Here is a 25,495-nt window from a genome sequence, read left to right as displayed (position 1 = left end):
AGCTACGATGGATTGTCCTGTTATACAACTTGCTCAAGCACTCATTTCTCGCCCATCAATTAGTCCTGATGATCAAGGCTGCCAAGCTTTATTAATCGAACGATTAAAAAAGAAAGGCTTCGTGGTGGAAGATATGCCCTTCGGTGATACCCAAAATTTCTGGGCACATCATGGTACAGATGGTGAAACCTTAGCTTTTGCGGGGCATACTGATGTGGTGCCTGCTGGCGATCCTGCTAAATGGCAAACACCGCCTTTTACACCGACGATTATTAATCAGCATCTATATGGACGCGGTGCCGCTGATATGAAAGGCTCCGTAGCCGCAATGATTGTGGCTGCTGAACGCTTTGTCGAAAAACATCCTAACCACCGTGGTCGGTTGGCTTTTTTGATCACTTCCGATGAAGAAGCTAAAGCAACCAATGGTACGGTCAAAGTTGTTGAAACACTAATGCAGCGCAATGAGCGTTTAGATTATTGCTTGGTGGGTGAGCCTTCTAGTCAATCGCAACTTGGTGATACCGTTAAAAATGGTCGACGTGGCTCATTGACCGCTCATTTAACCATTTTAGGCACGCAAGGACATGTCGCTTACCCCCATCTTGCCGATAATCCAGTCCATCGTGCGACCCGTTTTTTAGATGAACTCGTTTCGACACAGTGGGATCAAGGAAATGAATTTTTCCCTGAAACCAGCATGCAAATAGCTAACGTACAAGCAGGAACAGGCGCAACCAACGTTATTCCTGGTGAGTTTTTTGTCCAATTTAATTTCCGATTCAGTTCGGAATTAACGGATAAAATGATCAAAGAACGTGTTGAAGAGATGCTTGCTCGCCACCAGCTAAAATATGAGTTGGTTTGGTCATTATCAGGTCAACCTTTTTTGACACGCTCAGGTCATTTAGTTGATGCGACGACCCAAGCTATCCGTGAATTAACCGGTCGAACGACTGAGTTATCGACTAGCGGGGGAACATCTGATGGCCGTTTCATTGCGCAAATGGGGGCTCAAGTCATTGAGTTAGGTCCATTAAATGCAACTATTCATAAGGTTGACGAGTGTGTCAAGGTCAGTGATTTGCAACAACTCGCTTTAATCTATGAGCGAATTATGGAGCTATTGCTATTATGATTTCGATTGAAATGCTAACAGGTCGTTCAACGGAGCATCTCGTCACATTAGGTGGTCCTCATCGCCTTCAGTTTAATGCGACCAAAGCATTTTTAGCCATGCAACAAGCCGCGGCAAGAGCAGGCTTTAAACTCCAGTCTGCGAGTGCATTTCGTGATTTTTCTCGCCAGCAACTGATTTGGAATGAGAAATTCTCAGGGAAACGCCCTGTACTTGATAAACAGAGCCAGCCATTAGACATTACGTTGTTAACGGAAGGCGAGTTATGTGAGGCAATTTTACATTGGTCCGCCCTGCCCGGAGCAAGTCGGCATCACTGGGGAACTGAAATCGATGTTTATGACCCTTTACGCCTTCCCGCGGGGCAGTCACTGCAACTTGAACCTTGGGAATACGAATCAGGCGGTTATTTTGCTGAACTGAATCAATGGTTGAGTGACAATATGGCCACCTACGACTTCTACCGCCCTTTTACCGCCAAAGATGCCGGTGTTGCTTATGAGCCTTGGCATATTAGTTATTGGCCGTTGTCACATGAGGCTGAGCAACTGTTAACACCTGAAGTCATCAAAACTGTTTTGCAACAAGAAGATATTTTGGGTCACGATTGGTTATTAGCCAATTTAGAGTACGTTTTTAATCGCTATATTAAAATAGCGGAATAAACCCAAAAAGCACCAAGCAATTTGGTGCTTTTTTATAACGCAATCATGGCAATTCATTTTTACTCGGGATTGGTTTATCAATCACAGGTAAGCGATACATAAAAAAGAGTAACCAACATAACAAAATAAATAGTCCGAGTTTTAACCACCAAAAGTTAACAACCCAAATCGATATCATAAATGTCACCAATATCACTACCATTGCTTTAGGTTTAGCACCTTTTGGTAGGCCTTTATAGGTTTGCCAATGCCGAATATATCCACCAAACCAAGAGCGATAGAGTAACCAGTGATGAAAACGCGGTGATGAGCGAGAAAAACACCATGCGGCTAAGAGTAAAAATGGCGTTGTTGGCAATACCGGCAATACAACGCCTAAAAAGGCGAGTATTACCGCGAGCCAACCTAATAAAATTAAAAATCCTTTTGTTATGTTCAAAATGGCTCTCCCAACCGCACCGAAAACATGGTTAAATAAACTGAATGATCGATAAGGAAAATACCCTATCGAATTTCAAACTTTAATGTGATGCTAAATGTGTGCCAGTAAAAGTGTTCACTTTTCTTCCACCTTTTTAGTAACCTCATATTGGCAAGTATAGAAGGCTACATATGCATTGGTTAGCAGATTATTGGTGGGTAGTCCTACTGATTTTAGTCGGCATCATCTGGAACGCTATCAAAGAGATGATGCGGTTTGATCATAAAAAATTTCTTGATAATAAACCAGAGATACCGCCACATAAAGATAACAACCATCTTTGGGATGATGAGGACGATTGGCCTAAAAACAAGAAAGATTAGTTTTTTGCGCTACCATTTCCACAAGCTCAGGGTAGTCACGTTGAAGGCATTGCTTCAATTCTGCCCGAGCTTGCTTTAACCAAGCCTTTTGTCCTGCTAGCTGTAGTTGCTGGCATATCTCTTCGAGCGATAATTGTAATTGAAAATAGAAACGCAATAACAACAACCCACCTTCGTGTTGAGTCAGTAACCTCTGTATCGCCGCACTGCTAGCTTCAAGTGTTCTGTGATAAAAAGCAAAACCCACGAGTTCTAACCAGTCTTCGTCACTCAAATGTTGTTGTTCACAGAATGGCAAATTGAAATGACTAAGGTCTTTTCGCCAAAACAGATCTTTTGATAAACACCGTTCAGCTTGTTCACATAACAGTGAGGCCTGTGCTGATAACGGCAGTATCGCCATTGCGGTATAACATCCACTGCTCGCTTCAAGGTGACTGCCTACACGCACTAATCGATAACCCGCTTGCTGCCAAAAACTTAATAATTCAGGGGTCAGCCCAAAACTCACAGATAAAAAATCCCTTCCTTGCTCAAGGGCTAGGTGTTTTTGTGCGGCAAGTAGTTGTAAACCTATTTTTTGCCGGCGATAGGCAGGAGCAACAGCAATTCGCATAGTACGCTGGGAACGCATTTGTGCTGCTTCAGGAAAATAACTGTGCGCCGCAAGAGATTGCACCAGCAAATTACCGCGAGGACGACGCAAACCAGCCCATACCTGCCAACTTAATGCATGGTCTAAACTCCCTTCTTCCACCATCCATAATGCCCCGACCAATTGAGTCGATGATTTTGCTGTCATAAATTGCTGCTGGCTGGCATCAAGTAAGCGACGTAGGTCAAGGGGGGATGTTCGATAATGAGCGCTAGTTAAGAGTCCATAAAAGTTTTTTAGCTGTTCTGGGTTGTCCGCTAGCTGTTGTTGAGTCGTCTGTTCGATTAAGCATACCGAGTGAGTTTCTGTGCTAATGTCAGTTTCCTCAAGCAGTAATGCTTGGTTAAGCCAATTTTCTAAAGGGTCATTTTCTGCCCAACGGATAGGTGCCGCTAAATGAAGTGATGTAAAATTATCCAAATGGCTACAGAATTTATTGATAAAGCCTCGACCTGTGCCTTCATAACCCTCCACCGTGGTCGTTAATAAGACTCGAGGAAAATAGCTGACTAATTGTCGCAAAATATAGTTAGGGATCGCCGCAGCTTCATCAATAATTAACCAGTCTGCATCAATTTCGCCATCCTTCAGGCAATAACGTAGCAACTCATCAGGCGAGAAAAAGCTCACTGCGCCACCAGCGTACTTTTCAAGGGTTTGTATAGCAACCTTTGCGGGTGCACAACACCAACATTTTCCTTGCCATTTTTGTATCAGCATCCCCGCGAGAGTGGATTTACCACGCCCTCTAGGGGCAATCACTCCCCATACCCCAGATGTTGCTGCTAATAATTGGTTTAATGCTATTTGTTGTGCCGCTGTTGCTTCACCTGAAGGTGCTTGCCAATGTGCTTGTTCTGGTAGTCGCGAAAAATAGGGTTGCCGATACTGTTGCCACAGCAAGACATCGGGGCGTGATTTTATAACTCGTTGTAGATGATGAACAAAATTAGGCGTTGCTATCGCGCCATTTTGTTCATTCCAGCGTAAACTGTCACTATCTAGCGTATCGGCCCAAATATGCTGCGCTGGTGTACATAAAATCAATAAACTGCCCGCTTTTAATGTTCCTGCCAGCATGGCTAATGCTTCACTGTGTAATCCTTCTCGGGCATCGAAAACAGCATGTAAAAACTCTCGACCTAATAATAAATGGGCATTTTTGACGGGTAAAGCATTTGGCATGGTTGATGAAAGTGTCAGCCAGTCACCACTTATGGTGGATTGGATCTCTTGCAACCGTTCAACCACCCACTGGCTTTCACCCGATAATACCAGTAAGCGCCGATAGCCATAGTCACTTAATTGAGCACATATTTCAGGAAGTGAGTCATTCATATCTTTGCTAAGATTTCCCAATCAACAATGATAATATCCCCGCGGCAATAAGAGGACCGACAGGCACACCACGAAATAGCGCCACACCAATCACCGTACCCACTAATAAACCTGCCACTGTTGAGGGTTGATGTGACATTAATGTCACGCCTCGGCTACCTAGCCAAGAAACTAAAATCCCTATCACGATAGCCAGCAGTGATTTCCAGTTTAAAAAAGAACCTAATACATCTTGTGCAGAGATTTTACCGCTTGCAATAGGGGCCATAACGCCAATTGTTAAGATTAAAACCCCGATCGTTAAACCATATTTTTCTACCCAAGGGAAAAAATTATTTAAAGGCGTTATACGTACGACTAAAAGAAATAACATCGCTAGTGTCACTGTCATATTATGACTAATGATCCCAAGACCCGCTAAAACTAATAAAATTATCAAAGTAGGATCAACCTGACTCATATCATATTCCCTGTAAAAAACGCTATTTTTTGCTTATAAGGATCGCTAAAAATAAAAAGTAACGCCTATGTTATTGGCTCCCCGAATAAGAATCAAACCTAAGCGTATATTATTATTGCCCAATATATGCCTGAAATAACGTTTTAACAGGCTCACCACCTATCGCTATTATTTTATTTTTGAAATTTAAGGACGTCAGTTCAGAGAGTAATCGCGTTTTTTATGATGGGGCTCATCGGCAATAAACACTGTGGCTTGTTTAGAAGCATCAATGTGCCCTTTCTCAATTTTATACGGATGTACATGCCAAAAAACACACTCGCAATCTTTTGGCACTATCCATTCGTTATTGGTGTTTTTATTTAATAATGTACCTTCGCATTGTGGCTGACTAACCTGTGACTTTAGGCCCCAAACCTCTCCTCTAACGATGAGTTTTTGCTCATGGCCAGTTTTAGGTAAATTAATAGAAAATGTTAACATCCCCTCAGATGAAAAATCTTGCATCGTATAATGCGTTTTCGCTAACGCATGATTCAATCCTATACACAAGCAAATAGTAGTTATCGTACACTTTAGCTGTGGCACTGAAACCTCTCTCAAGGGGGTTTTAATAATCCACTCAGTGCTTAATATAAAGCGACTTCCCACTCTTCATAGGGGGGTTCCACATTAAAGGATGCATCACAATAACTGCGAATATAATCAGTTGCTCTTTTTTGTGCGTGAATAAAATTCAAAACTTCCCCTGCTTCATCAATTTCAAGGGTATTGATAAAAATAGCGTAGGCTTGTTCAATTGCACTGGGCTCTTCACCATAAAGAGATAAGTAATCAACCCCCTCAAGCATAACGTGTGAACCACTGGCCATAAAATAACTAAACGTCCTTATGGCGCTGCTAACACTTTCACTAAGTTTCATCCACTCCCCTTAAATGTTGTTTTTAGCCGAAAAGGTGTTACAACTGTTGATATCTCCCGTTTCAAACCCTTTTTTAAACCAAAAATAGCGTTGTTGAGACGTGCCATGCGTAAAGCTGTCAGGGATAACACGACCTTGACTTTGTTGTTGCAGCCTATCATCACCAATGGCTTGCGCGGCATTCAACGCCGATTGCAGATCCCCATCATCTAATATGCCTTCTTTGTCCATATTATGTCCCCAAACTCCCGCAAAACAGTCGGCCTGTAACTCAAGTTTGACAGATAATTTATTGGCTTCTTTTGTACTCATGCCTTGCTGTAATCGTCTCACCTGCTGCTCAACACCTAATAAGTGTTGGACATGATGACCAATTTCATGAGCGATAACATACCCTTGTGCAAATTCACCACCCGCACCTAATTTAGTTTTCATGTCATTGTAAAATGAGAGGTCGATATACACTTTACTGTCTGCTGGGCAATAAAATGGGCCCATAAAGGCTTTACCTTGACCACATGCTGTTGAGGTGCCGTTGCGATAAATAACGAGCTTTGGCTGCTGATACTGTTTACCTAATTTTTTGAATTCTGACTGCCATATGTCTTCAGTGGAAGCCAGCATCACTGACGTAAAATCTGCCAGCTGTTCTTCTTGTGGACTAATCGCTCTTTTTTGTGCTTGCTGAGATGATGGGTTACTAATAGGTTCACCTGTAATTAAACCTGTCAGGTCAACACCATAGTAACCGGCGACCACAATAACAATCAGGATCACAAGGCCACTTTTTCCGCGTAGAGGAATACGCATTCCACCACCAGTATTGCGATAATCACGAGGGGTATTTTCGGATCGTCTATCCTCGATATTGTTACTACGACGACGGTCTTGCCAACGCATCGTTACCTCCATAATGAGTTAATAAATTGTTAACCCGTAGTTTAAACCTAAAAATGGCATAACTTGATTAATTATTTTTATTTGCACATCGTCATCACACGCAAATAGATAAATGAGCCCACTGAATTAACACAGATATTCGCGATATTAACCTTACAAATAAAATGGTTATATTGCCTCTTAGACGTTTATTCTTTACTTAACATAAATTAAGCCTACTTTTAATCAAACGATCACGATAAAACACTTTGTTGCTGATATCTCATTGATTGTTACTTACAATACCAGCAGATAAATATAAAATTATTATAATTAACTTTATCACTGCGTTTCTATTAATAGAAAAACCATATCATATTCAAATTATAAGTATATTTAGGATCATAAGCATGAATGCAGCTCGGCTTCCATCTTCTGGCGCGCGTTATTTCGCCCTTCGCTTGCAGCCAGACGATGATGTCATTCCAACATTACGTAATTTTATTCAACAAAATCAATTGAAAGCCGCTTTTATTGCGGGCTGTGTTGGTAGCTTAACCCAAGTTAATCTACGTTTTGCTGGAAGAGAAGAAACCCAGCAGATCATGGGTAAGTATGAAGTCGTTTCTCTGATCGGCACCTTAGATGCGACGAGTGAACATTTGCATTTAGCTATCTCAGATGAAAATGGTCATGTTCAAGGTGGGCATATGATGAACGGTTGTACCGTGAGAACAACCTTAGAATTAGTCATTGGAGAGTTAGATAACATCACCTTCACTCGAGAATATTGTCAATTATCCGGTTATGACGAACTCGTTGTTACCCAACGCCACAACCATCATGATAAATAACGGGTTAATCCACTAAGGATCGAAATTTCCATGTCTAAATCACCTATTCTTTCAAGTCGTACTTTGGTACTTATTGTTTTTTCAATCGCCATTAATATGTTAGGTGGACAAATCAGCTCCATGATTAAGCTGCCTATCTTTCTTGATTCGATCGGCACGTTGATCTGTGCATTGTTAGCCGGACCATGGATTGCGGTATTAACAGGGTTATTAACCAATTTATTATGGGGATTGCTAAGTGGCCCTATTGCAGCGGCATTCGCACCCGTTGCTATGATGATAGGTCTTAGTGCTGGTTTGCTCGCTCATGCAGGGCTATTCCGTACATTACCGCGCGTTATTCTGTCTGGCGTGATTATTACATTGGCGTTGATGCTAGTTGCCGTACCAATTCGTACCTACCTGTTTGCTGGCACAACGGGTAGCGGTGCGGATTTCTTTGTCGCTTATTTCCATGCTGTTGGGGAAAACTTACTTGAGTCTGTCGCTATTACTGTCTTAGGTGCCAATATCGCGGATAAAATTCTTTCTGCATTAATCGCTTGGTTGTTAGTACGCCGCTTACCGTTACGTGCACAACAGAATTTTCCGCATATGGCTCGAGTCAGATAAGTATGCACCCTTTTACGTCGCTAACATTATGGCTTTGGTTGAGTATCAGCGTAGTGCTGCTGCCGTTTGGCTGGCCATTAATCACAATCAGTTTAGCCAGCTTCGCTGCTTTGCTGATTTGGCGACAGGCTCGCTATCGTTGGAGGTTTGTGTGTTGGTTTATGCTACCAATGGCGTGTGGCTTATGGTTGATCCATGGCGGATGGCTAGCCTATTGGCTGACTGGTGAATTTACAACAACACCCCAGCAACAAAAAGCGCTTATTTTATGGTTTCAACTATTCGCCATTATGAGTAGCGCACAGCTGTGGTTACAATACGTACCAACTGAAAAATTTATTCGAGCACTGTTCGCCAGCCGATTGCCCAGCAGCTTTTCATATTTATTCGCTGGGCCATTACTCTTTCTGGAACAATTACGTCAGCAATTAGCGAGCATTAAGGAAGCTCAGCTCGCAAGAGGCGTTCCCCTTGATGGTCATCTTTGGCAACGATTGATTTCATTACCTGCTTTATTATTGCCTCTCATGACTCAAACATTGAGTGAGATGGCAATTCGTGGCGCGGCATTAGATATGCGAGGCTTTCGTTCTGTCAGTCATCGCACAACTCTAGATGCCCCTAAAGACAGTACGATGCAAAGTATTTTCCGTTATAGCCTTCTAATGGTCATTGTCATTGAAGGAGGGATCCGCTGGTGGTGGTAAATTTACAGCAATTGGTTTTCATACCTAGCAATACCGAGTTTTCTCCTCTCGGACCTGTCGACATCCAATTGTCCGCAGGTCAGTGGCTTGCGGTATTTGGTGGTAATGGTAGTGGCAAAAGCACGTTAGCTCAGCTTCTTTGCGGTTGGTTTCCTGAGCTGCTCACAGGCAAGCTTGACGGTGTCGCTGAAGTCTTATCACAACCAATATCGAATAACCATTTGGCTGCACTCAGTAGTCAAAGGCAGTTGGTTCAACAAGCACCACAACTTCAATTATCAGGATGTGGATTTAGCGTAGAACAAGAAATTGCCTTTGGCCCTGAAAACCTTGGATTACCTGAAGAACAAATTAGGCAACGAGTCAATGACGCTATGCGGTTAACTCATAGTGAGAGACTTCGTGACCGCCACCCAAATTCTTTATCAGGAGGAGAAGCGCAACGTGTTGTGATTGCCTGTGCCCTCGCAATGCAACCTAAACTGCTCTTATTGGATGAAGCCTTCAGTCGTTTAACGCCAAAAGCCACACAAACCATGTTACTCAACTTAAAACAGTATTCTCAGCAAACAGGTTGCAGTGTGATTTTATTCGAACGTAACCTGCTTCCTGCGATCAGCTTTTGTGAACAATTAATGTTATTAGCGCATGGCAAGGTGATTGCTAGCCATGACAAAACGCGTGTTTTTACTGCGGCGCAACCGACTATTAATATGCCTGATGCTTGGCGTGTTTTGGGTCACTTAATGAATCAAAACCATTGGCAAGCCGCACTCCCAACTGACGATAACGCTTTGCTGAATGCCTTTAAGGATTACCATGATAGTCGTTGATAACCTAGAATACCGTTGGCCTAATGCCATGCATGCGACGATCTCTCAATTGACACTCACGATAAATACTGGTGAAAGTGTTGCACTCGTGGGGGATAATGGCGCTGGCAAATCAACACTATTGCGGCTTATTGCAGGATTATTACGTCCAACACAAGGACAAATTCAGGTTAATTGTCACAAGCTTTCAACGCTCAACGCCATGCAACGAGCCAATCAAATTGGTATTTTATTTCAAGAAGTTGAAAAGCAAATCTTTCATAGTCGTGTGAAAGATGAAGTTGCCTTTGGGCTTCGTCGTCAGAAATTATCTCAACAAGAGATTAATGAACGCACCCTAAAAACACTGAAAAGTGTTCATCTGCAAGATGTGGCAGATAGCCACCCTCTCGATTTAAACGCGGGTCAACGACGAATGGTTGCCGTCGCCTGTTTGAGTGCTGTTGCCCCTAAAATTCTCTTATTAGACGAACCTACTCGTGACTTTGATGCATGTTGGTTGAGCCGTTTTGAACAGTGGCTCGCCTTACAGCAATCGATGGGAACAACAATACTTGCCATTAGCCATGATCTTGATTTTGTCGCACGTAATTTTAAGCGAGCTATCCACTTATCTGCGGGAACCGTGATTGCTGATGGTCCTCCGGAACATACGTTATGCCACCCTGATTTACAACCTGATTCGGTCTTACCCGCCCCAACACTTTATTCATTGAGCAATGCACTTGGTCTTGAACGAGAAAACGACCCTAAATGTTGGGCTAACAAATTTATTGCCAAGTCATCGACATTTATCGGTACTCACGTGATTTCGATTGATTAAACGACGCCAATATTCATAAACTGTCCACGCTGGCTAGCCTAAAAATAATAGCTTTATTCCCATTCAATAAGACGGAGAACATTATGCACACGATTAAAGCTATCTATGTAATATTTATTCTAGCATTTTCCCTTGTGGGCTATGCTTCAACAAACCCATTAACGGCTATCACCACTGGCATGACGCCACAACAAGTGGTCTCTATTATGGGATCCCCTGCTGACTCAGCGACACAGCAAGATGCCACTCTACTGCTCTATACAAAACATTTTACAATGACGTCTTCCACCTCCTTCACCGTCCAACATTTTATTTTTATTGATAATAAACTAGTAGAGTATGGTGAAAAGAATGAAAAAATGCGCCAGACGGCCTTTACACGCCACCCAGCGGCTGAGCAGCTAAAATTATGGCTATCCGAACAAGGTAAACCCGTTAACCTATCAGCGACAGCGGGCTGCCAACGGTTAAATCAACAATCTAATTGCACGAATCAACAATAAATCCCCAAAAAAAAGTCGCTCTTATATGAGCGACTTTTTAGTGACGGCTTTAATTGTTCATTAATCGAGTTCTACGCCAATACGACGAGCCACCTCTTCATAAGCTTCAATCAAGCCACCAAGGCTTTGACGGAAACGGTCTTTATCCATTTTATTTAAGGTTGCTTTATCCCATAAACGGCTACCATCTGGAGAGAACTCATCGCCAAGAACCACTTGACCTTTAAATAAGCCAAATTCAAGTTTAAAATCAACCAAGATCAACCCTGCATCGGCAAAAATCTTTGATAATACTTCATTCGCTTTATAACTTAAGCGCTTCATTTCCGCCAAATTTTCTTTGTTTACCCAGCCAAAAGTTTCACAATAGGACTCATTAACCATTGGGTCATGTTTTGCATCATCTTTTAAGAATAAGTCAAACAGTGGCGGGTTTAACACCATCCCTTCTTCAACACCAAGACGTTTAACCAAAGAACCGGCTGCTCGGTTGCGAATAACACACTCTACCGGCACCATATCCAATTTTTTGACTAGTGCTTCAGTATCAGAAAGCAACGCTTCCATTTGCGTTGGGATACCGGCTTCTTCCAGTTTGCTCATAATAAAATGGTTAAACTTATTGTTTACCATCCCTTTACGCTCGAACTGCTCGATTCGCTCTCCATCGAGTGCTGATGTATCATTACGGAATTCCAGAATTAAAAGGTCAGGATCCTCAGTGGTATAGACCGTTTTCGCCTTACCACGATACAACTCAGCTTTCTTTTGCATCTTACACACTCCAGAGATGGGATTATTCAATTAGGATATCAACCTGCAAAATGACACCCGCAGATTCAGATAAGTAACCGCAGAAGGGGTTAAATCTGCTCTCTACCGTTACTTATCTGCTCTGTTTTGATAAGTGATTGAATAAATGCATCTAATTCTCTAACTAACTGATATTAAATATTTTATCTACCTCACCTATTTATGATAATAAAATTCACGTGTAGACGCAAACGATTACTTAAGCTTAAACACTGGTTTTTTGTCCATTGACAGCGAATTTTAAAATTCAGGTTTTAAAGAAGTCATCAAGGTGGCTCTTTTTATGCCGTTGACCATGAAGAGAGTTAAAACAGGATTGTGAGTTATAAAAAAAGCCGTGACCCAATATCGCTGGATCACGGCTTGAGATAAGTCAGAAAAAATTACTTATTACCCACTTTACTGAAAGCGGCTTTCAAGGCAGCAACCATATCATCATTTTGTTTCTGAGTTAATGGTACACCTTTGGTGTTGATAAACTGTAGGCTACTACGGTTATTCAAATCACCCACTTGAATTTTATAATCTGCTTCAGGAATGGAAGGATCATCAATACCTAAATTCTGCCATTCGGAACTACTTAGCCCCTTATAGGTGACCATAACAGAACCATTTGAACGGCTACGGTCACCCACCTTCATACCAACGCCTTCGAGAGTACGTGGTAAACGTTCCCAAACTGCATCAAATGGCGCACGTACGATAACCACAGGTAAACCTGTAGAATCACTACCTGATTGAACATCAATGATGCCATAAGCACTTTGAATGCTGTTTTTATTCGAGGTATCACGTAGTGCGTACAGGCTCTCAGTTAATTCATTCAACAATAATTTATTGTAACGCTGAATTTCGGCCTGATCATTAATCGACTCGGTACCTTGGCGCAAGCCTAAGTTGGTGACAGTCAATGCGATCATCCCGCCTTGCGGCTGAACAGTCACTTTATGACGACTTTCTAACGGAACATCTTCGTCTGCACGTTCCCATTTCACCCAATCGGTTTCAATCGCGTGCGAACCATCATCCTTAGAAGAAACAGGAATATTACGTTGTTCCAAAATCATTGCGACTTGTGACCAAAGCGCACTATTTTCAGGTGTATTCTCAAGCAACAAACGGCTTGCTTCAGCGCTATCTTCAGTACGTGAACCCGCGAGTTGCGAGATAGACAATACTGGAGGGCGAATATCAAGTGCTTTACCTACTGGGCCCGATGAGGTGACTTTAGGGATTTCATATTCACCATTTTGCAATGGTAATGTCATTCCCTGAGGTATATTTAACACTTTCAATGGCGCGGCATCGAGATAGTCTTCGTTACCGCTGACCTGACGTTTATAGCGCTGATCGCTGGAGCAGGCTGCCAGTAACACAACGAGTGACAGGCCAGCAACCTTCATAACCTTCGATTTTTGCAATAGTGTTGCCATTAAAATTCCCTAAATTTTACAGTAACCCAGCGAGTTTCAGGGCTTCTTCCACTTTTTGTTGACCGGCTGCGGTTAACGGTGTCATTGGTAACCGTAATGTATCGTCAGCAATCAAGCCAAGGCGGTGGCAGCCCCACTTCGCTGGAATTGGATTAGGCTCAACAAATAACTGATGATGCAAACCCATCAGACGTTTGTTTAATTCACGAGCCTCAGTATATTTGCCCGCAAGCGCTAAGTCACACATTTTTACCATTTGTGCGGCAGCAACGTTAGCAGTAACAGAAATAACGCCCTGACCGCCCAACTGCATGAAGTCAAGTGCGGTTGCATCATCACCAGTGAGCAGAACAAAATCGTCATTAACCAGTTCTTTGATTTGATGAACCCTTGCTAAGTTCCCTGTCGCCTCTTTAATTGACACAATATTCGCCAATTTAGCTAAGCGCCCCACTGTTTCTGGTAATAAATCACATCCTGTGCGTGATGGTACATTATAGAGAATTTGAGGCAAGCTCGTGTTTTCTGAAATTGCTTTAAAGTGTTGATACAAGCCTTCTTGTGAAGGTCTATTGTAATACGGTGTCACTGTCAGGCAGGCAACCACTCCGGAATGTTCAAACTCTCTTGTCAACGAGATAGCTTCTGCGGTCGCGTTCGCCCCTGCTCCAGCAATAATAGGAATACGCCCATCGGCAAGTTCCAACGTGGTGTGAACGACTTCAACATGTTCTTTATGCGTTAAGGTTGCCGACTCACCTGTGGTCCCAACAGAGACAATGGCGGAGGTACCGCTCTCAACATGGTAATCAACCAATTTTTTCAAGCTTTGCTTATCCAAACGCCCATTTGAATCCATTGGTGTAATTACTGCAACAATACTGCCAGTTAAAAACGCTTTATAGTTTGTGTTTGAATGAGACATAGCTATACCCCCTAAATAGTTTAGTCTCCATGGTACTTTTTCATTTGAAAGAAGAAAACCACCCAACCACAGGTTTTTAATGAATTTTGTTAATACCGCCATGAATAACTTAAACAGAAGTAATAATTCTCGATCATTCTTCGCAAGAGTGAATCTGCCTACTTGGCAGATTCTCATTTTTATGGTTTCCTTACCGATATCAACAAGCAGATTTTATGCTTGGAATCTTGAAGCTAAAAAGTGGATCTGCCAATTAAAAATAAGGAACAGACTTTGCCTAAGACAGAACAGCAATTTCTTGTGATTACTGCGCTAGGAACCGATCGTCCGGGCATTGTGAATACTATTACACGTCTTGTGAGCGAGTGTGATTGCAATATTGAAGACAGCCGTTTAGCCATGTTTGGTAAGGAATTTACCTTTATTATGATGCTTTCCGGTAGTTGGAACGCGATAGCCCAAATTGAAGCTATTCTACCGCTGAAAGGGGCCGAACTTGATCTGTTGATTGTGATGAAGCGTACGCAAAGTGTACAAACAACCGATTATCCATCAACAGTCACAGTGAACGTTATGGTTGATGATGCACCGCGTATCGTAGAACAATTTACGAATTTATTCACAACTCAACAATGTAATATCGCGGAGCTTGTGTCAAAAACACAACCCGCAAACAATGGCATGCCGGCTCAGCTCGAAATTCAAATTACAGCGCATCATCCATTGGATGATAATGGCATAATTATAAAGAATAAATTTCAACAACTATGTACAATACTCAATGCAAAAGGCAACATAAGCATTGTTAATAATCCTAAAATGCAGAGTTAACGGAGATATATGTAATGAACCCATTGAAAGCCGGTGATAAGGCGCCTCAATTTAGCCTTCCTGACCAAGATGGTGAAATCATCAATCTTTCAGATTATCAGGGTCAACGCGTATTAGTTTACTTCTACCCTAAGGCCATGACCCCAGGATGTACAGTCCAAGCATGTGGTCTGCGTGACGAAATGGATACACTTAGACAAAAGGGTGTTGAAGTTTTAGGCATTAGCACAGATAAACCCGAAAAATTGTCTCGTTTCGCTGAAAAAGAAATGTTGAACTTCACACTGCTCTCAGATGAAGATCATCAAGTTTGTGAACAGTTTGGTGTTTGGGGTGAAAAACAGTTCATGGGGAAAACTTATGATGGCATCCATCGTATTAGTTTCCTTGTTGATGCAAATGGAACTATTGAACATGTATTCGATAATTTCAAAACCAGCAATCACCATGAAATTGTTCTCGAATACATAAATAGTCACGCTTAATATTTTACCTGATAGGGTTGTTAAGCTTTACACAACCCTCTCTTCTTTCTCCAGCAACCTTAATCCTACCGCGCAAAAGACAGGACAATCAAAAACTAACGATGATTGTTCATCTGAACAGTACCAACACCTCTATTCTTCGCTGAACGCGAAACAAAGATAGAGACAGCTTATTGCTATGATATTCAAATTCATCCCATTCATGTTCCGGCATTATCGACAGAGAGGACAAGACAATGAATCTCGATGAATAGCCAACCAAACAACAAAAATAAACCGGTTACTGCTCCCGTTGGAGCAATAACCTCTTTAGCGTCAGCAAGCGTAACTCGATACAGGTTAATCTAAGCCAGATTGAACCGATAAAATCATGAACAATAACGCTTCCACAATCCTGTTTTATTGTTGCAGTTGCTGTTGATATAAATGGTAATTTTCTGCATCGAAGCACATGAAAATGACTTTCATCGGCAACGCATGAGCGGCAAGGTAATTTACGACGGTTTCGCAAGCAACCTGTGCAGCTAATGCCTTAGGAAAACCATAGATCCCAGTGCTAATATTGGGAAATGCGATGGTCGCGACCTTATACTGGCTGGCCAATTGTAAGCAGGATAAATACGCATTTGCTAATACCTGTGTTTCACCGTATGTTCCGTCTTGCCATACCGGCCCTACCGTATGAATAACATATTTAGCAGGCAAACGACCCGCTGTCGTTATAACTGCATGCCCAGGTTTACACCCTCCCTGTTTAGCTCTAATTTGGCGGCATTCATCAAGAATTGCACTGCCTCCTGCACGGTGAATAGCGCCATCGACGCCACCACCGCCTAATAAAGAACTATTCGCTGCATTCACGATAGCATCGACGGTAACTTTAGTGATATCACCTTGTTGTAACTCGATATTAGCCGGCATTGTCGCCCCTTCACTCCAGTTTAGCTTGGTTTTCCGTTGTTTCTTCAGGCCAGACGTTAATCACCGCTTTGATCAATGTGGCTAACGGTATCGCAAAAAATACGCCCCAAAAACCCCATAATCCCCCAAAAATCACTACCGATAATATAATCACAAGCGGATGAAGATTCACGGCCTCAGAAAAGAGTAGCGGAACGAATAAATTACTGTCTAACCCTTGAATAACAAGGTAAACAATGATTAGCGACCAAAAATCACTGCCGATCCCCCATTGAAACAACGCGACAAGAACCACTGGGATGGTTACCGCCACGGCACCAATGTAAGGGATCAATATCGATACCCCGACCAGTACCGATAATAACACCGAATAACGCAAGTCAAAGTAAGCGAATCCCGCATAGGTACAAACGCCAACAATGATCATCTCAGTGACTTTACCACGTAAATAGTTGGTAATTTGTTGGTTCATTTCTATCCATACTTTCCCCACCAATAAACGGTTTCGTGGAAGGACTTTTTGGACACTATTAATGATTTTTTGTTTATCTTTTAATAAGAAAAATGTCATTAGAGGCACAAGAACGGTATAAATAGCTAAAGTAAATACACCGATTAAAGAAGCCACCGACATTTTCACGACGGATTCCGCCATCCCTGACAAACGACCACGCAAATTATCAGCCATCATATCAATGATACCCGCGTCAACTAAAGCCGGATATCGTTCAGGTAAGGTTTGTGCGAATTCGTTAAAACGATTTACCATATTTGGCAAATCCCCTACCAGATTAATCCCTTGTTGCCATGCCGTTGGTGCAATAATTAAAATGACCATGGCACTAATTCCCGCAAACAAGGTCAAAATAATCGTAACCGCAACAACACGAGAGCAACCAATACGCTCAAGTAAATGTGTCGGCCATTCAAGTAAGTAAGCTAAGGCGATAGCGACCAACAACGGAGCTAATATATTGCTAAAGAAAAAGATGATACAGAAGCCAACAATGAGCAACGTAAACAACGCAACAGCCTGAGGATCAGCAAAGCGTCGCCGATACCATTGTAATAGCATTTCCAACATATATAGCTCCTTGGGAAGTGATGCTTTAAAGACAGTTCCTAAATTAGCGAAAATTATACCAATTAACAGACATTTCGATAGCTTTTGCTATCATGGATTAAGCTGAAAATTAATCGTTGTACGGGATGCAATTTTTTCATGAATAAAAAACTGAAAAATCCACTTCTAGTTTTATTGATAGCAGCGTGCGTCAACGGCGCGACATTCCCCGCATACAGTGCCGTTGAGGACACGCTTCCTGACATCGGTACGACCGCTGGCGGTACGCTGAGTATCAACCAAGAAATTATTATGGGTGATGCGATCACGCGCCAAATTCGTGCAAGTACCCCGTTGATATATGACCCTCTCCTCAATCAATACATCAATAAGCTCGGTATGCGATTAGTCAAAAATGCGGATTCCGTTAGAACACCTTTTAAGTTCTATTTAGTGAATAATCCGAACATTAACGCTTATGCCTACTTTGGTGGTAATGTCGTATTGCATTCAGCACTTTTTCGTTACAGCCAAAACGAGAGTCAACTTGCCTCTGTTATGGCTCACGAAATCTCTCACGTGACGCAACGCCACCTTGCACGTATGATGGAAGACCAAAAAAGTACCACACCGCTTGCTATAGCTGGCACTATTGGTTCACTCTTATTGGTCATGGCAAACCCACAAGCCGGATTTGCGGCCTTAACAGGAACAATGGCCGGCGTTCAGCAAGGTATGATCAGCTTTACTCAAGCTAACGAGCAAGAAGCAGACCGCATCGGCTTACAAACACTAAGACGCGCAGGCTTTGACCCTCATGCTATGGCTGACTTTATGCAAACCATGTCAGACCAAACTCGTTACATGTCAAAGCCACCTGAAATACTGTTAACGCACCCATTACCCGATAGCCGTTTAGCGGATGCGCGTAACCGCTCTAATCAGTATCCCAAACTCACCGTACCGTCTTCCGATGATTTTATGTATGCACGAGTGCGTATCTTATCAATGTATACAGCGGGACAACAGCATGCCCTTGACCAAATTCTTGAAAATTATAGTCAAGGCACGGCGCAAGAACGCATGGCCGCGGACTACGGTAAAGCATTAAAATTATCACAAGATAAAAAATATGCTGAGGCAACTAAAATCATGGCGAGTTTGCTGGAAAAACAACCCGATAACCCATGGTTTATCGATAGTATGACCGATTTAGATATTGAACAACGTCGTTCATCCCAAGCCGTGACCCGCTTACAAAACGCATTGAAAAAATCGCCTAATAACCCTGTATTACAAATTAACCTTGCCAATGCGTTAATTAATAATAAACAGTATCAAAATGCGAGTTCTTTGCTGAATAAATATACATTCAATAATCCTGACGACCCAAATGGGTGGGATCTATTAGCAGAAACGTCCGCCAAACAAGGCAAACGGAATGAAGAGCTGGCCGCCTATGCGGAAGGAATGGCATTACGGGGTAACTATGATAATGCGATCAATTATCTTAGCGAAGCCAGCCGTAAAAGTCGTTTAGGCAGCTATGAACAGCAACGCTATGATGCACGTATTGATGAATTAAGAAAGTTACAATTAAGAGACAGTAAAGCCAAACCGTAAGGAAATGATGACCATGACGGACACAATAACCATTTATCATAATCCACGTTGTTCTAAAAGCCGTGAGACCCTAGCCCTATTAGAATCCAATGGGGTTGCACCGACTATCGTCGAATACTTGAAAAATCCGCCTAGTGTTTCTCAACTAAAACAATTGTTAAAGGCGTTAGGCTTTGCAGATGCTCGCCAACTCATGCGCACGAAAGAAGAGTGCTATAAAACGCTAAATTTAGGGGAAACCACTTTAACGCAAGAACAACTCATTCAAGCCATGCATGAAAACCCAAAACTGATTGAGCGCCCTATTGTTGTCAAAGGCAAACAGGCAAAACTAGGACGTCCACCCGAGCAAGTCCTTGAGCTTTTATAAGGATACAAAAAAGGCAGCTAAGAGGCTGCCTTTTTATAACTGGAGGATATCTTTGACAAAAGGAATTGTCAGTTTACGTTGTGCAACAATTGATGCATGGTCCAGTTTGTTCAAAATATCAAATAACGTCCCCATTTTTCTGTCTAGACGTTTTAACACAAAGCGACATACATCTTCTGGTAATTCAAAACCACGCATCCTAGCGCGTAGCTGCAACGCACAGATTTTGTCTTCATCACTCAGTGGATGCAGTTTATAAATTTGCCCCCAATCTAGACGAGAGGCTAAGTCAGGAAGAGAAAGTTCAATTTGCCTTGGTGGCCTATCACCCGTGATCAACAAGCAGGTACGACCGATTTCTAAAATACGGTTATACAAATTAAAAATCGCCATTTCCCATTCAGGATCACCCGCAATACACTGAATGTTATCGATACAAACCAAAGAAAGGTGTTCCATACCTTCCAAAACTTCAGGAACAAAATAGGCACGTTTATCGAGTGGTACATACCCTACCGCCATATCTTGTTCGGAAAGTTCAGCGCAAGCGGCATGCAATAGATGGCTTTTTCCTCCACCTTCACGAGACCAGTAATAAATATAGCTACCGTGGGGTTGATTAATGGCGAGTTTAATCGCAGACAACAACGCTTCATTTTCGCCTGCATAAAAGCTAGCAAACGTTTCATCATCAGGTAGATAGAGTGGTAGTGAAAGTTGCGATGGCGTGTTCAGAAGCACCTCTGGCTGTGCAAAACAATTAACAGTAGAAAGTTTACCATAAATTTCAAGCATAAATGAACAAGAAGAAACTCAATTGCCGATGCTTTCATCACATCGGCAATTGCAGAATGCTTTTATTTCTTAGACTGGTGAGTCTCTATTTCTTCAAGGTCTGACGTTACAAATTGTTTTTCAGGGCGCACAAAAGTAATAAAACGGAATACTAAAGCCATCACAATACCAACAATTGTTGCTAAGGCCATGCCTTTCAGTTCCGCTTGACCGATATGGATCACCGCCCCACTGACACCAATGATTAAGATGACAGAGGTTAGGATTAAGTTTTGCGGTTTATTATAATCAACCTTCGAGTCAATAAGAACACGAATACCGGACGCACCAATGACACCATAAAGTAATAATGAAACCCCACCCATGACAGGTACTGGCACTAACTGAATCGCAGCGGCTAATTTACCTACACACGAAAGCAAAATAGCAATCACAGCCGCACCACCGATAACCCACGTACTGTAAACCTTAGTAATTGCCATGACCCCGATATTTTCACCATACGTGGTATTCGGTGTTGAGCCAAAAAAGCCAGAAATGACAGTAGAAAAACCATTTGCAAACATAGAACGGTGCAAACCAGGATTTTTCATTAAATCACGCTCAACAATATTTGCCGTCACAACTAAGTGACCGACGTGCTCAGCAATGACAACTAACGCAGCAGGTAAGATAGTTAAGATAGCGAACCATTCAAAACGTGGTGTATAAAAAGTCGGTATTGCAAACCATGGCGCTTCAATGACAGGTGTAAAATCGACAATCCCCATAAAATAAGACAACGCATATCCCGCCAAGAAACCAATTAAGATAGGAATAATGGATAAAAAGCCGCGGAAGACAACAGCACACAACACGGTCACCACCAGTGTGGTAATCGAAATGATTAAGGTACTTGAATCGACTGGAGCGCCTTCTTTAGGCAACAAACCCGCCATTCCCGCGGCTGTTTGTGCTAATTCGAGGCCGATAACCGCAACAATGGCGCCCATTGCCGCGGGTGGAAACATGACATTTATCCAACCTCGACCCGCAACTTTGACAATTAACGCCACAATACAGAATAAGACACCACAAATAATAAAGCCGCCTAATGCCAATTCATAACCAAGAGGTAGCAAAATCATCACGGGTGAAATAAAAGCGAAACTGGAACCTAAATACGCTGGGATCTTCCCTTTACAGATAAATAGATAAAGTAAGGTGCCAATACCGTTAAACAACAAAATCGTTGCTGGGTTAACACCAAACAAAATAGGTACAATCACTGTCGCGCCAAACATGGCAAATAAATGTTGAAAACTTAGCGGTATGGTTTGTAGTAGTGGTGGCCTTTCTTCAACACTAATCGCACGACGTGTCATTTTTTCATCCCCTTAATGCATTTTTATCATCAAAAAAAAGCCGACTTCTAAAGTCGGCTAATTATTATTTAGTACCAAATATCTTATCGCCAGCATCACCTAGCCCAGGAACAATATAACCATGTTCATTTAGGTATTGATCAATGGACGCGGTATAGAGCTCGACATCTGGGTGAGCTTCTTCAAGTGCTTTAATCCCTTCAGGTGCTGCAACCAGCACTAATACTTTAATTGATTTACAGCCCGCATTTTTCAACAGGTCGATCGTGGCGATCATTGACCCACCCGTTGCCAGCATTGGGTCAACCACCAAAGCCATACGCTCATCAATATTGGAAACTAATTTTTGGAAGTAAGAGACAGGTTTAAAGGTTTCTTCATCACGATACACACCGACAACACTGATTCGAGCGCTTGGAATACTTTCTAGAACGCCATTCATCATGCCGATACCTGCACGGAGAATAGGTACAACAGTGATTTTTTTCCCTTTAATTTGCTCTATTTCTACAGGACCACACCAACCTTCAATGGTAACTCTCTCAGTTTCTAGGTCAGCGGTTGCTTCATAAGTTAGTAGGCTACCAACCTCTGAGGCCAGTTCACGAAAGCGTTTGGTGCTTATATCATGATCTCGCATCAGGCCGAGTTTATGTTTAACGAGAGGGTGTTTTACCTCAACGATCTTCATGGAATTCTCCTACTATTTTAGACGTCAGCGCACAAAAAAATCGCGGGATTATACCTCTTTTTATGGAAGATGCCACTATGCCATGTTTGATTGATGTCAAAACAATCAGAAATAGCTTATTTTTAAACTCACCATTTCACTCAATATGCCAATAGCACATTCCACTACCTTGAACCGAATAACCGCATGCATGCAATGAAATATATTCAATAAAATCACAATGTAAAATTATAGATGCTCAATCGCATTTTACCTTATGTAAACGGTATAAATATTTGCAACAAGCATTCCCCCATAAACACTAAAGCTTAATTTCGCTACGATAAAAAACACGATGATGATTTCATTCATAAAGCTATCGCAAACGTTTGCTTAGCCTGTTAGAATAGCGTTTATTGAAGTCTATTTTTCCAAAACACAATTGCCTTGGGGGCCGTAGTGACTGATAAAACCTCTCTCAGCTATAAAGATGCCGGTGTTGACATTGATGCAGGTAATGCATTGGTTGAACGTATTAAAGGCGTAGTGAAAGAAACTCGCCGACCAGAAGTTATGGGAGGATTGGGAGGGTTTGGTGCGTTATGTTCCCTGCCACAAAAATACCGGGAACCTGTGTTAGTTTCAGGTACAGATGGCGTTGGTACTAAACTGCGCCTTGCAATGGATTTAAAACGCCACGACACGATCGGCATCGACTTGGTCGCTATGTGCGTTAATGACTTAATTGTACAAGGTGCCGAACCGCTATTTTTCTTAGATTATTACGCAACAGGCAAGCTGGATGTTGATACCGCAGCAAGTGTGATCACAGGTATCGCAGAAGGTTGTAAACAATCAGGTTGTGCCCTTGTCGGGGGAGAAACCGCGGAAATGCCCGGTATGTACCACGGTGAAGACTATGATGTTGCTGGATTCTGCGTTGGTGTTGTTGAACGTTCCGAGATCATTGATGGTAGCAAGGTTAGTGCCGGTGATGCACTGATCGCATTAGCATCAAGTGGCCCCCACTCTAATGGTTACTCATTAGTACGTAAAATTCTTGAAGTGAGTCAAACCGACCCAGAATCAACAGACCTTGAAGGTCAATCACTGGCTGACCACCTATTAGCACCAACACGTATTTATGTAAAAAACGTCCTTGAGCTGATTGAAAAATGTGATATCCACGCAATCGCACACATCACTGGCGGTGGTTTCTGGGAAAATATTCCTCGTGTATTGCCTGAAAATACACAAGCACAAATTGATAAAGCGAGTTGGCAATGGCCTGCGGTATTCAATTGGTTACAAAAAGCAGGCAGTGTGACAGATCACGAAATGTATCGCACCTTTAACTGTGGTGTCGGCATTATTATTGCCTTGCCACAAAATGACGTTGATGCGGCACTCACGCTGCTCAACGGTTTAGGTGAAAAAGCATGGCAAATCGGTTCTATTGCTCAGCTTCCTGCGGGTGAAGAACAGGTTGTTATCCGCTAATGAAAAAAATTGTTGTTCTTATTTCAGGCAGCGGCAGTAATTTACAATCGCTGATTGATGCGACGTCCAATGGCCTTCAGGCGCAGATAGTGGCTGTCATCAGTAATCAACCCGATGCTTATGGGTTGATTCGTGCACAAAAGGCAGGGATCCCTGCCTTAACGCTAAGTGCAAAATCATTGGCAAGTCGTGAAGAATATGACGCTGCATTGATGGCAATGATGGATGGATATCAGCCTGATTTAGTGGTGCTTGCTGGGTTCATGCGCATCTTAACGGCGGACTTCGTGAAACATTACGCGGGAAAAATGCTGAATATTCACCCTTCTCTATTACCGAAGTACCCCGGATTACATACCCACCGCAAGGCAATAGAGAACGGCGATAGCGAACATGGGACTTCCGTGCATTTTGTCACTGAAGAGCTAGACGGCGGTCCTGTGATATTACAAGCCAAAGTGCCTATTTTTGCAGAGGATAGTGAAGAAGCGGTTGTAGAGCGAGTGAAAGCACAAGAGCACAATATTTATCCACTTGTTGTGCAATGGTTTATCGATGACCGTTTAGTCATGAAAGATAACCTTGCTTATTTAGATGGTCAATGTTTACCACCACAAGGCTATGCAAATGAATAGCCTAATCACTGTCCAACGCTAGACCATGACATTCACTAAGGGCAAAGAGAGATCTCTGCCCTTTTTGTTGGATAAGCCACTCTATCCGCGACAAAGTGCGTTAATCTTCACCACTTAGTAGAGCCTCCTGCTTTGTGTCATTATTTTATCGTAAATTAGTGGTATCCTTATTGGTTAAGAGTGAAAATAATTCGTGGCATTTATTTGTCTTTATGACTTAAAAATATCGATAGTAGATGCGTATCTTTTAAATAGAATTGAGGTGTTATATGACGACCGGGCAAGTTCATCCGTTTAGGTTGCGCCCACTTGAACGTGAAGATTTAGCGTTTATCCATCAACTTGATAATAATGCCAGTGTAATGCGTTACTGGTTTGAAGAGCCTTATGAAGCTTTCGTTGAGTTGAGTGATCTCTATGATAAACATATTCATGACCAATCTGAGCGGCGCTTTATTGTTGAAAATGACAGTGAAAAAGTTGGCTTAGTGGAATTGGTTGAAATCGATTATGTTCACCGTCGTTCTGAGTTTCAGATTATCATTGCTCCGAGCCACCAAGGCCATGGCTACGCAACACGTGCAGCTAAACTCGCAATGGACTATGCTTTCTCTGTTCTCAATTTATATAAACTTTACCTCATCGTGGATAAAGAAAATATCAAAGCTATCCACATATACAATAAACTGGGCTTCCATACGGAAGGCGAGCTTATCGATGAGTTTTTCGTCAATGGTCGCTATCATACCGCGATCCGCATGTGTATTTTTCAACACCAATACTTTGCAAGCAAAGCTCAGTCTGCAAACCCTGAAAGTGTTGTTAATCCACATGCCACAATTAAGCAGCACGTTTAAGGTAAGGTAATTATTC

At 42.3% G+C, this 25,495-nt stretch carries 29 protein-coding genes and 1 pseudogene; 16 read left to right on the top strand and 14 right to left on the bottom strand.

The window, feature by feature from the left end; translation table 11 throughout:
* Positions 1–7 precede the first annotated feature (7 nt).
* Both dapE and G3341_RS09455 read left to right on the top strand, forming a co-directional pair.
* On the top strand, positions 8–1,138 hold the full coding sequence (gene dapE / locus G3341_RS09460) for a succinyl-diaminopimelate desuccinylase (RefSeq protein ID WP_154624976.1): 1,131 nt from the start codon (positions 8–10) through the stop codon (positions 1,136–1,138).
* The gene (locus G3341_RS09455) at positions 1,135–1,803 is read left to right on the top strand and encodes a M15 family metallopeptidase (RefSeq protein WP_154624977.1); all 669 of its coding nucleotides are present in this window, start codon (positions 1,135–1,137) and stop codon (positions 1,801–1,803) included. The genes dapE and G3341_RS09455 overlap by 4 nt, the downstream gene beginning before the upstream one ends.
* Positions 1,804–1,846: 43 nt before the next feature.
* Here the strand turns inward: G3341_RS09455 and G3341_RS09450 are convergent, their stop codons facing one another.
* Complete coding sequence (locus G3341_RS09450; protein WP_163863576.1) at positions 1,847–2,236, bottom strand: DUF454 family protein; 390 nt, start codon at positions 2,234–2,236, stop codon at positions 1,847–1,849.
* A gap of 179 nt (positions 2,237–2,415) precedes the next feature.
* On the opposite strand from G3341_RS09450, the gene G3341_RS09445 reads away from it, so the two are divergent.
* A complete protein-coding gene (locus G3341_RS09445) occupies positions 2,416–2,607 on the top strand; it encodes a YpfN family protein (RefSeq protein WP_154624979.1) in 192 nt (63 codons plus the stop codon).
* Here the strand turns inward: G3341_RS09445 and G3341_RS09440 are convergent.
* The 5 genes from G3341_RS09440 to ypfJ form a co-directional block, all read right to left on the bottom strand.
* A complete protein-coding gene (locus G3341_RS09440) occupies positions 2,588–4,600 on the bottom strand; it encodes a tRNA(Met) cytidine acetyltransferase TmcA (RefSeq protein WP_163861466.1) in 2,013 nt (670 codons plus the stop codon). The genes G3341_RS09445 and G3341_RS09440 overlap by 20 nt on opposite strands.
* A 7-nt stretch (positions 4,601–4,607) precedes the next feature.
* The gene (locus tag G3341_RS09435) at positions 4,608–5,060 is read right to left on the bottom strand and encodes a DUF441 domain-containing protein (protein ID WP_154624981.1); all 453 of its coding nucleotides are present in this window, start codon (positions 5,058–5,060) and stop codon (positions 4,608–4,610) included.
* A 195-nt stretch (positions 5,061–5,255) separates the two neighbouring features.
* A complete protein-coding gene (locus G3341_RS09430; protein ID WP_208852765.1) occupies positions 5,256–5,567 on the bottom strand; it encodes a hypothetical protein in 312 nt (103 codons plus the stop codon).
* 122 nt (positions 5,568–5,689) lie between these two features.
* Positions 5,690–5,983: a DUF7677 family protein gene (locus tag G3341_RS09425; RefSeq protein WP_154624983.1), complete on the bottom strand. Its 294-nt coding sequence runs from the start codon at positions 5,981–5,983 to the stop codon at positions 5,690–5,692.
* Positions 5,984–5,992: 9 nt separating this feature from the next.
* On the bottom strand, positions 5,993–6,883 hold the full coding sequence (gene ypfJ, locus G3341_RS09420) for a KPN_02809 family neutral zinc metallopeptidase (protein WP_163861462.1): 891 nt from the start codon (positions 6,881–6,883) through the stop codon (positions 5,993–5,995).
* A 389-nt stretch (positions 6,884–7,272) separates the two neighbouring features.
* Here ypfJ and G3341_RS09415 point away from each other — a divergent pair, with 389 nt between their 5' ends.
* From G3341_RS09415 to G3341_RS09390, 6 genes and pseudogenes are all read left to right on the top strand, one after another.
* A complete protein-coding gene (locus tag G3341_RS09415; protein ID WP_163861460.1) occupies positions 7,273–7,716 on the top strand; it encodes a PPC domain-containing DNA-binding protein in 444 nt (147 codons plus the stop codon).
* 30 nt (positions 7,717–7,746) lie between these two features.
* Positions 7,747–8,328 (top strand): ECF transporter S component, encoded by a 582-nt coding sequence (locus tag G3341_RS09410; protein ID WP_154624986.1) that lies wholly within the window; start codon positions 7,747–7,749, stop codon positions 8,326–8,328.
* A gap of 2 nt (positions 8,329–8,330) precedes the next feature.
* Positions 8,331–9,035 carry an energy-coupling factor transporter transmembrane component T gene (locus G3341_RS09405; protein WP_163861458.1) on the top strand — a complete coding sequence of 235 codons (705 nt, stop codon included), beginning with the start codon at positions 8,331–8,333 and terminating at the stop codon, positions 9,033–9,035.
* Positions 9,026–9,868 (top strand): energy-coupling factor ABC transporter ATP-binding protein, encoded by an 843-nt coding sequence (locus G3341_RS09400; protein WP_163861456.1) that lies wholly within the window; start codon positions 9,026–9,028, stop codon positions 9,866–9,868. Before G3341_RS09405 ends, G3341_RS09400 begins: the two co-directional genes overlap by 10 nt.
* Positions 9,869–9,938: 70 nt before the next feature.
* Positions 9,939–10,691 (top strand): annotated as a pseudogene (locus tag G3341_RS09395) (energy-coupling factor ABC transporter ATP-binding protein); the annotation flags it as partial.
* 83 nt (positions 10,692–10,774) lie between these two features.
* The gene (locus tag G3341_RS09390; RefSeq protein ID WP_163861454.1) at positions 10,775–11,194 is read left to right on the top strand and encodes an outer membrane protein assembly factor BamE; all 420 of its coding nucleotides are present in this window, start codon (positions 10,775–10,777) and stop codon (positions 11,192–11,194) included.
* A 60-nt stretch (positions 11,195–11,254) separates the two neighbouring features.
* On the opposite strand, the gene purC is transcribed toward G3341_RS09390, so the two are convergent.
* The 3 genes from purC to dapA all read right to left on the bottom strand — a co-directional run bounded on the left by purC (position 11,255) and on the right by dapA (position 14,365).
* Complete coding sequence (gene purC / locus G3341_RS09385; RefSeq protein WP_154624991.1) at positions 11,255–11,968, bottom strand: phosphoribosylaminoimidazolesuccinocarboxamide synthase; 714 nt, start codon at positions 11,966–11,968, stop codon at positions 11,255–11,257.
* Positions 11,969–12,390: 422 nt separating this feature from the next.
* Positions 12,391–13,440 carry an outer membrane protein assembly factor BamC gene (gene bamC / locus G3341_RS09380; RefSeq protein ID WP_163861452.1) on the bottom strand — a complete coding sequence of 350 codons (1,050 nt, stop codon included), beginning with the start codon at positions 13,438–13,440 and terminating at the stop codon, positions 12,391–12,393.
* A 16-nt stretch (positions 13,441–13,456) separates the two neighbouring features.
* Positions 13,457–14,365, bottom strand: coding sequence for a 4-hydroxy-tetrahydrodipicolinate synthase (dapA, locus tag G3341_RS09375; protein ID WP_154624993.1), 909 nt, complete (start codon positions 14,363–14,365; stop codon positions 13,457–13,459).
* 273 nt (positions 14,366–14,638) lie between these two features.
* Here dapA and G3341_RS09370 point away from each other — a divergent pair, with 273 nt between their 5' ends.
* Positions 14,639–15,196: a glycine cleavage system transcriptional repressor gene (locus G3341_RS09370; protein ID WP_154624994.1), complete on the top strand. Its 558-nt coding sequence runs from the start codon at positions 14,639–14,641 to the stop codon at positions 15,194–15,196.
* A 14-nt stretch (positions 15,197–15,210) separates the two neighbouring features.
* The gene (gene bcp / locus G3341_RS09365) at positions 15,211–15,681 is read left to right on the top strand and encodes a thioredoxin-dependent thiol peroxidase (protein WP_154624995.1); all 471 of its coding nucleotides are present in this window, start codon (positions 15,211–15,213) and stop codon (positions 15,679–15,681) included.
* Positions 15,682–16,080: 399 nt separating this feature from the next.
* On the opposite strand, the gene G3341_RS09360 is transcribed toward bcp, so the two are convergent.
* Positions 16,081–16,602 carry an O-acetyl-ADP-ribose deacetylase gene (locus G3341_RS09360; RefSeq protein WP_154624996.1) on the bottom strand — a complete coding sequence of 174 codons (522 nt, stop codon included), beginning with the start codon at positions 16,600–16,602 and terminating at the stop codon, positions 16,081–16,083.
* Positions 16,603–16,612: 10 nt separating this feature from the next.
* A complete protein-coding gene (locus G3341_RS09355; protein WP_163861450.1) occupies positions 16,613–17,686 on the bottom strand; it encodes an AI-2E family transporter in 1,074 nt (357 codons plus the stop codon).
* A gap of 138 nt (positions 17,687–17,824) precedes the next feature.
* Between G3341_RS09355 and G3341_RS09350 the strand changes: the two genes are divergently transcribed.
* Both G3341_RS09350 and arsC read left to right on the top strand, forming a co-directional pair.
* Positions 17,825–19,288 carry a beta-barrel assembly-enhancing protease gene (locus G3341_RS09350; RefSeq protein ID WP_154624998.1) on the top strand — a complete coding sequence of 488 codons (1,464 nt, stop codon included), beginning with the start codon at positions 17,825–17,827 and terminating at the stop codon, positions 19,286–19,288.
* A 13-nt stretch (positions 19,289–19,301) separates the two neighbouring features.
* Entirely contained in the window at positions 19,302–19,658 is a 357-nt protein-coding gene (gene arsC / locus G3341_RS09345) for an arsenate reductase (glutaredoxin) (RefSeq protein ID WP_163861448.1), read from the top strand.
* Between the two features lie 33 nt (positions 19,659–19,691).
* Here the strand turns inward: arsC and hda are convergent, their stop codons facing one another.
* The 3 genes from hda to upp form a co-directional block, all read right to left on the bottom strand.
* Positions 19,692–20,399: a DnaA inactivator Hda gene (hda, locus tag G3341_RS09340; RefSeq protein ID WP_196713477.1), complete on the bottom strand. Its 708-nt coding sequence runs from the start codon at positions 20,397–20,399 to the stop codon at positions 19,692–19,694.
* Positions 20,400–20,515: 116 nt separating this feature from the next.
* A complete protein-coding gene (gene uraA / locus G3341_RS09335) occupies positions 20,516–21,817 on the bottom strand; it encodes a uracil permease (RefSeq protein WP_154625001.1) in 1,302 nt (433 codons plus the stop codon).
* A 64-nt stretch (positions 21,818–21,881) separates the two neighbouring features.
* Positions 21,882–22,508, bottom strand: a complete 627-nt coding sequence (gene upp / locus G3341_RS09330; protein WP_154625002.1) for a uracil phosphoribosyltransferase — start codon at positions 22,506–22,508, stop codon at positions 21,882–21,884.
* Positions 22,509–22,946: 438 nt separating this feature from the next.
* Between upp and purM the strand changes: the two genes are divergently transcribed.
* The 3 genes from purM to speG all read left to right on the top strand — a co-directional run bounded on the left by purM (position 22,947) and on the right by speG (position 25,479).
* Entirely contained in the window at positions 22,947–23,987 is a 1,041-nt protein-coding gene (purM, locus tag G3341_RS09325) for a phosphoribosylformylglycinamidine cyclo-ligase (RefSeq protein WP_163861446.1), read from the top strand.
* Positions 23,987–24,622, top strand: a complete 636-nt coding sequence (purN, locus tag G3341_RS09320; protein ID WP_154625004.1) for a phosphoribosylglycinamide formyltransferase — start codon at positions 23,987–23,989, stop codon at positions 24,620–24,622. Before purM ends, purN begins: the two co-directional genes overlap by 1 nt.
* Before the next feature lie 269 nt (positions 24,623–24,891).
* Complete coding sequence (gene speG / locus G3341_RS09315; protein WP_154625005.1) at positions 24,892–25,479, top strand: spermidine N1-acetyltransferase; 588 nt, start codon at positions 24,892–24,894, stop codon at positions 25,477–25,479.
* The last annotated feature ends 16 nt before the right edge of the window (positions 25,480–25,495 follow it).

Source organism: Providencia vermicola, from assembly GCF_010748935.1.
GTDB lineage: Bacteria > Pseudomonadota > Gammaproteobacteria > Enterobacterales > Enterobacteriaceae > Providencia > Providencia zhejiangensis.
The sequence above is the reverse complement of the archived record's forward strand: the minus strand, read 5'-3'. Positions and strand labels throughout refer to the sequence as shown.

What these genes read in the sequence shown, in the direction of transcription:
- dapE (WP_154624976.1), top strand. Translation starts at nt 8, where the DNA reads ATGGATTGTCCTGTTATACAACTTGCTCAAGCACTCATTTCTCGCCCA.
- G3341_RS09455 (WP_154624977.1), top strand. Translation starts at nt 1,135, where the DNA reads ATGATTTCGATTGAAATGCTAACAGGTCGTTCAACGGAGCATCTCGTC.
- G3341_RS09445 (WP_154624979.1), top strand. Translation starts at nt 2,416, where the DNA reads ATGCATTGGTTAGCAGATTATTGGTGGGTAGTCCTACTGATTTTAGTC.
- G3341_RS09440 (WP_163861466.1), bottom strand. Translation starts at nt 4,600, where the DNA reads ATGAATGACTCACTTCCTGAAATATGTGCTCAATTAAGTGACTATGGC.
- G3341_RS09435 (WP_154624981.1), bottom strand. Translation starts at nt 5,060, where the DNA reads ATGAGTCAGGTTGATCCTACTTTGATAATTTTATTAGTTTTAGCGGGT.
- G3341_RS09430 (WP_208852765.1), bottom strand. Translation starts at nt 5,567, where the DNA reads ATGCAAGATTTTTCATCTGAGGGGATGTTAACATTTTCTATTAATTTA.
- G3341_RS09425 (WP_154624983.1), bottom strand. Translation starts at nt 5,983, where the DNA reads ATGAAACTTAGTGAAAGTGTTAGCAGCGCCATAAGGACGTTTAGTTAT.
- ypfJ (WP_163861462.1), bottom strand. Translation starts at nt 6,883, where the DNA reads ATGCGTTGGCAAGACCGTCGTCGTAGTAACAATATCGAGGATAGACGA.
- G3341_RS09415 (WP_163861460.1), top strand. Translation starts at nt 7,273, where the DNA reads ATGAATGCAGCTCGGCTTCCATCTTCTGGCGCGCGTTATTTCGCCCTT.
- G3341_RS09410 (WP_154624986.1), top strand. Translation starts at nt 7,747, where the DNA reads ATGTCTAAATCACCTATTCTTTCAAGTCGTACTTTGGTACTTATTGTT.
- G3341_RS09405 (WP_163861458.1), top strand. Translation starts at nt 8,331, where the DNA reads ATGCACCCTTTTACGTCGCTAACATTATGGCTTTGGTTGAGTATCAGC.
- G3341_RS09390 (WP_163861454.1), top strand. Translation starts at nt 10,775, where the DNA reads ATGCACACGATTAAAGCTATCTATGTAATATTTATTCTAGCATTTTCC.
- purC (WP_154624991.1), bottom strand. Translation starts at nt 11,968, where the DNA reads ATGCAAAAGAAAGCTGAGTTGTATCGTGGTAAGGCGAAAACGGTCTAT.
- bamC (WP_163861452.1), bottom strand. Translation starts at nt 13,440, where the DNA reads ATGGCAACACTATTGCAAAAATCGAAGGTTATGAAGGTTGCTGGCCTG.
- dapA (WP_154624993.1), bottom strand. Translation starts at nt 14,365, where the DNA reads ATGTCTCATTCAAACACAAACTATAAAGCGTTTTTAACTGGCAGTATT.
- bcp (WP_154624995.1), top strand. Translation starts at nt 15,211, where the DNA reads ATGAACCCATTGAAAGCCGGTGATAAGGCGCCTCAATTTAGCCTTCCT.
- G3341_RS09360 (WP_154624996.1), bottom strand. Translation starts at nt 16,602, where the DNA reads ATGCCGGCTAATATCGAGTTACAACAAGGTGATATCACTAAAGTTACC.
- G3341_RS09355 (WP_163861450.1), bottom strand. Translation starts at nt 17,686, where the DNA reads ATGTTGGAAATGCTATTACAATGGTATCGGCGACGCTTTGCTGATCCT.
- G3341_RS09350 (WP_154624998.1), top strand. Translation starts at nt 17,825, where the DNA reads ATGAATAAAAAACTGAAAAATCCACTTCTAGTTTTATTGATAGCAGCG.
- arsC (WP_163861448.1), top strand. Translation starts at nt 19,302, where the DNA reads ATGACGGACACAATAACCATTTATCATAATCCACGTTGTTCTAAAAGC.
- uraA (WP_154625001.1), bottom strand. Translation starts at nt 21,817, where the DNA reads ATGACACGTCGTGCGATTAGTGTTGAAGAAAGGCCACCACTACTACAA.
- upp (WP_154625002.1), bottom strand. Translation starts at nt 22,508, where the DNA reads ATGAAGATCGTTGAGGTAAAACACCCTCTCGTTAAACATAAACTCGGC.
- purN (WP_154625004.1), top strand. Translation starts at nt 23,987, where the DNA reads ATGAAAAAAATTGTTGTTCTTATTTCAGGCAGCGGCAGTAATTTACAA.
- speG (WP_154625005.1), top strand. Translation starts at nt 24,892, where the DNA reads ATGACGACCGGGCAAGTTCATCCGTTTAGGTTGCGCCCACTTGAACGT.